General features: G+C 73.6%; 5 protein-coding genes, 1 pseudogene and 1 riboswitch. Of the genes and pseudogenes, 3 read left to right on the forward strand and 3 right to left on the reverse strand.

Features of this window, described 5'->3' with window-relative positions:
* The 3 genes and pseudogenes from KDL01_RS36895 to KDL01_RS36905 all read left to right on the forward strand — a co-directional run.
* Positions 1-266, forward strand: a pseudogene (locus KDL01_RS36895) (hypothetical protein); the annotation flags it as partial.
* A 9-nt stretch (positions 267-275) separates the two neighbouring features.
* The gene (locus tag KDL01_RS36900; protein WP_212533357.1) at positions 276-2,012 is read left to right on the forward strand and encodes an NAD(P)/FAD-dependent oxidoreductase; all 1,737 of its coding nucleotides are present in this window, start codon (positions 276-278) and stop codon (positions 2,010-2,012) included.
* 90 nt (positions 2,013-2,102) lie between these two features.
* Positions 2,103-2,990: a 2-phosphosulfolactate phosphatase gene (locus KDL01_RS36905; protein WP_212533358.1), complete on the forward strand. Its 888-nt coding sequence runs from the start codon at positions 2,103-2,105 to the stop codon at positions 2,988-2,990.
* 24 nt (positions 2,991-3,014) lie between these two features.
* Here KDL01_RS36905 and KDL01_RS36910 read toward each other — a convergent pair whose 3' ends face one another.
* The 3 genes from KDL01_RS36910 to KDL01_RS36920 form a co-directional block, all read right to left on the reverse strand.
* Complete coding sequence (locus tag KDL01_RS36910) at positions 3,015-4,385, reverse strand: aminotransferase class V-fold PLP-dependent enzyme (protein WP_212533359.1); 1,371 nt, start codon at positions 4,383-4,385, stop codon at positions 3,015-3,017.
* Between the two features lie 110 nt (positions 4,386-4,495).
* Positions 4,496-4,608, reverse strand: a riboswitch (SAM riboswitch).
* 218 nt (positions 4,609-4,826) lie between these two features.
* A complete protein-coding gene (locus tag KDL01_RS36915) occupies positions 4,827-6,194 on the reverse strand; it encodes a M16 family metallopeptidase (protein WP_212533360.1) in 1,368 nt (455 codons plus the stop codon).
* A gap of 1 nt (position 6,195) precedes the next feature.
* On the reverse strand, positions 6,196-7,551 hold the full coding sequence (locus KDL01_RS36920; RefSeq protein WP_307846765.1) for a M16 family metallopeptidase: 1,356 nt from the start codon (positions 7,549-7,551) through the stop codon (positions 6,196-6,198).
* Between the last annotated feature and the right edge of the window lie 125 nt (positions 7,552-7,676).

Here is a 7,676-nt window from a genome sequence, read left to right on the forward strand (position 1 = left end):
TGGTCCCCTTCACCTGGTTCGACCTGTCCGAGGACCCGCAGGCCATCGCCATGGCCAGAGACCTCAACCTGCCGAGCCCGGCCCCCACCACCGTCCTGCTCGACGACGGCCGCGCGCTCTACGACCCGTCCCGCCCCGCATCGCCCCAGCGGGCGACGACGTGCGGCGGGCGGCCCGTCCCGTCGCGCTTGTTCCGTCGCGCCGCCCTCGTCCCGTCGTCGCCGCCCTCGTCCGCCCGGCAGGCGACACCGCCCGCCCCGGCATAGCTTGGGAGCATGGATGCGGACCTGCCGAACTTCTCCGCCGCCGCGCCCATGGTGCTCGTCGTGCACGACGAGGCGGTGGAACGCGACGAACTCGTCGAGTATCTGCGCGGCCACCTCGCCGCGCAGTACCGGGTGCTGGCCGCGGCCGGCCTGCGCGAGGCCTCCGACGTGCTCGCCCACGCGCTCACCCTCGGCACCCCGATCGCCCTGGTGGTGAGCCTGCTGCGGCTGCCCGACGGCTCGGCCGTGGAACTGTTCGGCCACGTCAAGGCGGCCTCGCCGACCACCCGCCGGATCGTGATGGCCCGGCCCGCGGACGCCGAGGCCACCGTCCAGGCCATCACCCAGACCCAGGTCGACCGCTACCTCATGCTCCCCGCCGAGCCGCTCGCCGACCGGCTCTTCCCGCTGGTCGACGACCTGCTCACGGACTGGGAGGCGCACGCGGCCGGCTCCAGCGTGGGCGTGACCGTGCTCGGCCACCGCTACTCGGCCACCTCGTACGTGATCAAGGACTACCTGACCCGCTCGCTGGTCCCCTTCACCTGGTTCGACCTGTCCGAGGACCCGCAGGCCATCGCCATGGCCAGAGACCTCAACCTGCCGAGCCCGGCCCCCACCACCGTCCTGCTCGACGACGGCCGCGCGCTCTACGACCCCTCCATCGCCCAGTTGGCCGAGTCCCTCGGCCTGACCGAGCCGGCCACCCGCGCGAGCTACGACCTGGTCGTGGTCGGCGGCGGCCCGGCCGGCCTGTCCGCGGCGGTCGCGGCCGCCTGCGACGGGCTGAGCGTGGCCATCATCGAGGACGACTGCCCGGGCGGCCAGGCCTCCGGCAGTGTCCACCTGCAGGACCACCTCGGCTATCCGGCCGGCCTGACCGGTGCCGACTTCGCCCACCGCGCCCTGGCCCAGGCCAAGCGCCTCGGCGTGCACTGGTGCAGCGGCAAGGTGGCCACCGCGCTGCTGCCCCGGCTCGGCGCGCACCGGGTGATGCTCGGGGACGAGGCGGTCGTGGTCGGGCGCGCCGTGTTGCTGGCCACCGGCATGACCTGGCGCAGGCTGGACGCCCCCGGCGCCGAGGACCTGCTCAACGCGGGGGTCTACTACGGCTACACGAAGCTGGACATCCGGCAGGTCGCCGGCGAGGACGTGGTGGTGGCCGGGGTCGGCGACGCGGCGGCCCGTGGCGCGCTGGAGTTCGCCGAACACTCCAGGTCCGTCGTCTTCGTGGTGCGCGAATCCTCCCTCGGCAACGCGGGCGTGCGCGAGGACCTGGCCGAGCAGGTGCTGGCACATCCGCGCATCCGCGTGGTCTGCGACAGCGAGGTGGGCGAGGTACGCGGCTACGGCCGGCTCGACAAGGTGATCCTGCTCGACGTGCCCACCGGTGCGACCGAGTCCGTGCCCGCCTCGAGCCTCTACGTGCTGCTCGGCACCGTGCCCTGCTCGGACTGGGCACGCGAGGCGGTGGGTGTCGATGAGTTCGGATTCGTGCTGACCGACGTGGACGTCGCCCGCCGCCCGGAACGGCTGCCCGCCTCCTGGCCCGAGGACCGCCCGCCGATGCCGGCCGAGACCTCCGTCCCGGGCGTGTTCGCGGCCGGCGACGTACGGGCCGGGACGGTCAAGCGGATCAGCTCGGCCATCGGCCAGGGCGCGGTCGCGGTGGCTGGCGTCGGCCGCTACCTCGCCTCACTCTCGCCCACCGACGAGGCCTCCGGAGAACCGTCAGGAGAACCCTGATACCAGGACTACGATGTGCTCGCCGGGCGGGGCCGGCGCGCCGGGTCAGTGCGGGTCGGCGGCGGTCGGTGCGGGTCAGGGAGGGAAACGATGGGCGACGATCTGCGGACGGTGCCCGGGTGGGCGCGCGCCCCCGAGGACGGGTTCGACCCGTGGCCGGACAGCTCGGTTCACGTGGAGTGGGGTCCCGAGGGTGCGGCGCTCGCGGCCGCCCGCGGCGACGTGGTGGTCGTGGTGGACGTCTTCTCGCTCTCCACCGCCATGTCCATCGCGGTCGCGCGCGCATTCACCTGTCTGGTCTACAGCGACGCCGAGATCGAGGAGATGGGCGGCCCAGGACAGGCCTCCGTGCTGCTCGGCGCACGCTCCCTCACCCGTCGGCGCCGAGCCGAACCGGGCCTGCTCTCCCTGTCCCCGGCCAGCCTGACCACCGCCGAACCGGGCCAGCGCGTCGTGTTCACCTCACCGGATGGCGCGGCCGCGGTCCAGGCCGGATCCACCGCCCCCGCGCTGCTCATCGGCGGCCTGCGCAACGCCACCGCCTGCGCGCACCTCGTCGCCGCGTTCATGGGATCGACCCTGGCCGGCCGGGTGACCGTGGTGGCCTGCGGCGAACGCTGGACCTCGGCCGCGCCGGGCACCGGCGGGCGCCGGCCGGCCGTGGAGGACTGGGCCGGCGCGGGCGCCGTCTGCGCGCGGCTGACCGACTTCGGCTACTCCCTCTCGGCCGAGGCGCGCCTGGCCGCCGGACTCTGGGAGACCGGGAAAGTCCTCGACGACCTGGCCGGATGCGTCTCGGCGCGGGAACTGCGCGCCCGCGGGTTCGAGGCGGACGTGGAGCTCGCGCTGCAGGTGGACGTGGACGAGAAGGTGCCGGCGCGGCTGCCCGGCGAACAGACCCGGAGGGTGTTCGTCGGCCAGACCGCGCCGGAGTCAGGTCTCAGAATCTCTGGTCTTCGGGTTTTCCGATCGCGCTGATCGCGCCGATCGCCTGAGTCGGCGTCAGTCGGACTGGCAGGGCGAGGAGACGGTCGAGCGCGGTCCGGCGAAGTCGGGGATCGGACGCGTGTCGCCCACCGGCGCGTAACGTCCCTCGACCAGCTCGTAGTCCGTCTGCGCGCCCTCGGTCAGCAGCGTCCGCAGCGCCTGCACCAGCCGGTCCACGTCCGCCGAGCTCGAGCCCACGCCGAAGGACGCGCGCACCGCCCCGTCCGCGCCGAGCCCGAGCCGGGCCAGCAGCGGGTGCGCGCAGAACCGCCCGTCGCGCACCCCGATCCCGTGCTCGGCCGAGAGATAGGCCGCGAGCCAGCCCGCGTGATACCCCGTCACGGTGAAGGAGACCACGCCGATACAGTCCTCGCGCTCCGCACCCTCGGCGCGCTCGTCCTCCTGCGCCCAGATCCGCAGAACCTTGACCTCCGGCAGCGTGGCGAGCCCGGCGAGCAGCCGCTGCCGCAGCGCCTCCTCGTGCGCCGAGAGCGCCGCCCCGCCGACCGTCGCCAGCTCCTCGCAGGCCCGGGCCAGCGTCGCCGCGCCCAGCACGTTCGGCGTACCGCCCTCGTGCCGCGCCGGCGCCGGAGCCCAGTCCGTGCCCGCCAGCCCGACCTCGCGCACCGCGCCGCCACCGGCCAGGTAGGCCGGCGCCTCGTCCAGCCAGTCCCGCCGCCCGACCAGCACGCCCGCGCCGTACGGGGCGTAGAGCTTGTGCCCGGACAGCGCCAGGTAGTCCACGCCGGACTCCCGCAGCGAGACCCGGCGGTGCGGCGCCAGCTGCGCCGCGTCCACCGCGATCCGGGCCCCGTGCCGGTGCGTGATCTCGGCCAGCTCGGCGATCGGCAGCACCTGCCCGGTGACGTTCGACGCCCCGGTCACCGCGACCAGCGCGGTCGGCGTCGCCGCCAGCGCGGCCTCGAGATCCGTCAGCGTCTCGCGCAGCGTCGGCGCGGCCTCCAGCACCACGTCGCCGCGCCGCTGCCAGGGCAACAGGTTCGCGTGGTGCTCGATGTCCAGGTAGAGCACCGACCCGCCGGCCGGCACGCAGTGCGCCAGCAGGTTGAGCGCGTCGGTGGTGTTGCGGGTGAAGACCACCACGTCTTCTTCGCGCGCGCCGAGGAAGCGCCCCACACACGCGCGGGAGTTCTCCAGCAGGGCCGTGGAGACCTGCGAGGCGTAGCCCGCGCCGCGGTGGACGGAGGCGTAGTACGGCAGTGCCGTGGCCACGAGCTCGGCCACCGCGCGCAGCGCCGGCGCCGACGCGGCGCAGTCGAGGTTCGCATAGGGCACGGCGGTGCCGGTCACCAGCGGCACCGGCAGTCCGGCGCCGACGACGGGCAGCAGCGCGTCGACGCACTCGGTGGAAACAGAGACAGTCATGCTGTCGGTCATAGCCAGTCACCCCAGTGGGTTTCCAGGGAAACGGATGACCGCCTCGTCGCGCGATACGGGCTCGAAGAGTCACGTACCGGCGCGTATGGGCCACCGCGAATCCGCGCTTGCCGTGCGCCTGCCGCACGGCCCGGTCCTCACCCGGGGCACCCCATCGCGGACGAAGGGTTGCCGACCAGCGAGCCGGGGCTTGTCGCTGGTACTCATGACCTTGGGCAAAAAGCTAGCACAGCCCTCCCCGCCCCGGCATCCGCTGTCCACGACCCGAAACGCCCGAAGTACCGGGCCCCTCGGTGCCCACCCGGTCGTTTTCGGCCCTGACTCAACGTCCGTTCCCTTCACCCCCATGCCGGCTCTGCCGCGCGCCGAAAAACGTCGGCGCCCCCGCGGAAATCCTCTCCGCGGGGGCGCCGACGCCTGTACGTACGCCTACTTCTCTCCGAGCACGACCTTGGTGAGTTCCGCCCCCACCACGGCCTCGTCGCCCTCGACCGCGACCACGAGGTCGGCCGGCCGCAGCACCGCGCGCACCGCCTCGTTGACCTCGTCCAGCGTCAGCTCGAGCATCCGCGCGTGCTCGGTCGTCACGAAGTCGCCCGGCAGTTCGTGCCGCACCATCTCGATCAGCCGCTGCCCGACCGCGCCCGGGCCCTGGAGCCCGATCGGCGTGGCACCGGCCAGGTACGAGCGGGTCTGCTCGAGCTCCTCCGCGTTCGCGCCGTGCTCCACGAAATCGTTGATGATCCGCAGCGTGTCCGCCACGGCCGCCGCCGTGGAGTCGGTGCGCACCTCGGTGCTGAACGAGTAAATGCCCTGCGGCTTGCCCAGGTCGAACGAGCCGTGCGCGCCGTAGGTGTACCCCTTGACCTCGCGCAGCTCCTGGTTGAGCCGAGAGCTGAACGAGCCGCCCAGGATCGTGCTGCCCAGCCGCAGGGCCGTGACATCGATCCCGGCCGCGGCCAGCTGCCCGCGCGTCGCGGTCGGATGCCCTATCCGCAGCGTCGACTGCACCGCGCCGGGCCGGTCCGCGATCACCAGCCGGGCCGGATCGCCCACCGGCGCCTCGCCGTCCCGGGTGACCAGGGTCGGGCCCACCGCGTCGGTGAAGACCACGGCCGCCAGCACGTCCAGATCGATCAGGTCCAGGTCGCCGGCCACCAGCAGAGTCCCCGGGCCGCGCAGCCAGTCCCGGTGGAACGCGCGTACCGCGTCCGCGTCCAGCGCCGCCGCGGTCTCCGGCGTACCGCCGGCCAGCCGCCCGTACCGGGAGGTCTCGCCGTACAGCGCGTTGCGCAGCGCCTGCTGCGCCCGCACTCCCGGCCGGGCGAAGCTCTCCTGCTTGGCCGCGACCAGGTCGTTGAGGAACCGGCGCACCTCGGCGTCGCGGAACGCCGGCCGGCGCACCGCCTCGGCCAGCAGCTCGCCGCCCGCGGAGACCAGGGCCACCGGCAGATCCAGTGACACCTTCGTGCTCTGCCAGCCGCCGTCCACCCCCCACTGCCCGCCGAGCGACTCGACCGCCGCGCCGAACTCGTCCGCACTGAAGCGCTCGGTGCCCTCGTCCAGCAGCCCCGCCGTGGCCCGGGCCAGCCCGTCCAGCGCCTGCGCGCCGTCCGCCGCCGCCGGCTCGGCCAGCGCACCGCCGCCGAGCACCAGTCCGATCCACGCCATCGGCTGCCCCGGCAGGTGCGCCGCGATCACGTCGCCGCCGGCCAGGGAGAGCTTGCGCACCTCGGGGAAGACGTAGGGCCGCTGCGCGGCCACCGCCGGGCGCGTGGCCAACTCGGGTGACGTCACGTCAGTTCCCTTCCGTCGTCGGGGCGGCCGAACCGCCCTCGTCCCCGGACGCGACCGCCCCGGCCGCGCCGTCGCTCTGTGCGCCCGCCGTGTCCTCGTCCGCCCCGGCCACCCGGTACTCCAGCGTGACCCGGTTCTCCGGCGCGAACACCCGCTCCGCCGCCGCGCGCACGTCCTCGGCCGTCACCGCGAGGATCTCCGGCAGCCGGTCGCGGATCGCGCCCGCGTCGTCGAACAGCACCGCGTGCCGGCCCAGCTGGTCCGCCCGCGACCCGACCGCGGAAAGCTCCCGCGCCCAGTCCGCCGCCAGCATCGAGCGTGCCCGGTCGAGCTCGGACTCCGTCGGCAGGTCCACGATGGCCCGCTCGCAGACCTCGAAGTACGCCGCCTCCAGCTCGTCCGGGTCCACCCCGGCCCGCGGCGTGGCGAACCCGGAGAGCAGCGACTCGTGCCAGGCGAACTGCCAGGCCGCGAGGTATCCGCCCTCCGCCTGGGCCAACTCACGCCGCGTCACCAGCTCGGTGAACAGCCGCGCCCCGCGCCCCCGCCCGAGCACCGTGGCCAGCACCTCTTCCGCGGCGGAGCCCGAGTATCCGAACCGCGTCCCGCGGAACCCGAAGAACAGCCGCGGCAGCGGCACCTGCTCGGTCAGCACGAGCCGCTTGGGCCCGTCCAGGCTCGCCGACAGCGCGTCCACCGAGCGCTGCGAGGGCCGAGGCCGGGCCGGCAGCCCGCCGAAGTAACGCTGTGCCAGCTCCCGCACCTGCGCCACGTCGGTGTCGCCGACGACCGTGAGGACCGCGTTGTCGGGGGAGTAGTAGGCCTCGTAGAAGCCGGTGAAGTCCGACTGCGCCGCGCCGTCGAGCTCGGCCATCGAGCCCATGGTGGAGTAGTGGTACGGGTGCCCCTCCGGGTAGGCCAGGGTGAGCAGGATCTCGTGCCACCGCCCGTAAGGCACGTTGTCATACCGCTGCCGGCGCTCGTTCTTGACCACCTCGCGCTGGTTGTCGAGGTTCTCCTGGGTGAGCGCCAGGCTCCCCATCCGGTCCGCCTCGAGCCACAGCGCCGTAGGCAGCGCCGCGCTCGGCACCGTCTGGAAGTAGTTGGTGCGGTCCGCGCTCGTCGTCGCGTTCACCGCCCCGCCCCCCACCGCCTGCAGGATGCTGAAGTGCTCCGTCTTGCCCACCTGCGAGGAGCCCTGGAACATCAGATGCTCGAACAGGTGCGCGAACCCGTGCTTGCCGGCCGACTCGTGCCGTGACCCGACGTTGTACCAGAGGTTGACCGCCGCGATCGGTGACGTGCGGTCCTCGGACACCACCACACGCAGGCCGTTGTCCAGGGAGAACTGCTCCACCGGCCACCCGAACCCCCCCTGCGTTTCGGCTCGCCCCGTCGGCTGCTGTGCCACTCGCCCCTCCTGACTTGAAAAGAAGAGAAAAGAAGAGAAGATCTGCGCTTCACGCCCACCATACCGACCGC

It is taken from the genome of Actinospica durhamensis, assembly GCF_018139695.1.
Lineage (GTDB): Bacteria > Actinomycetota > Actinomycetes > Streptomycetales > Catenulisporaceae > Actinospica > Actinospica durhamensis.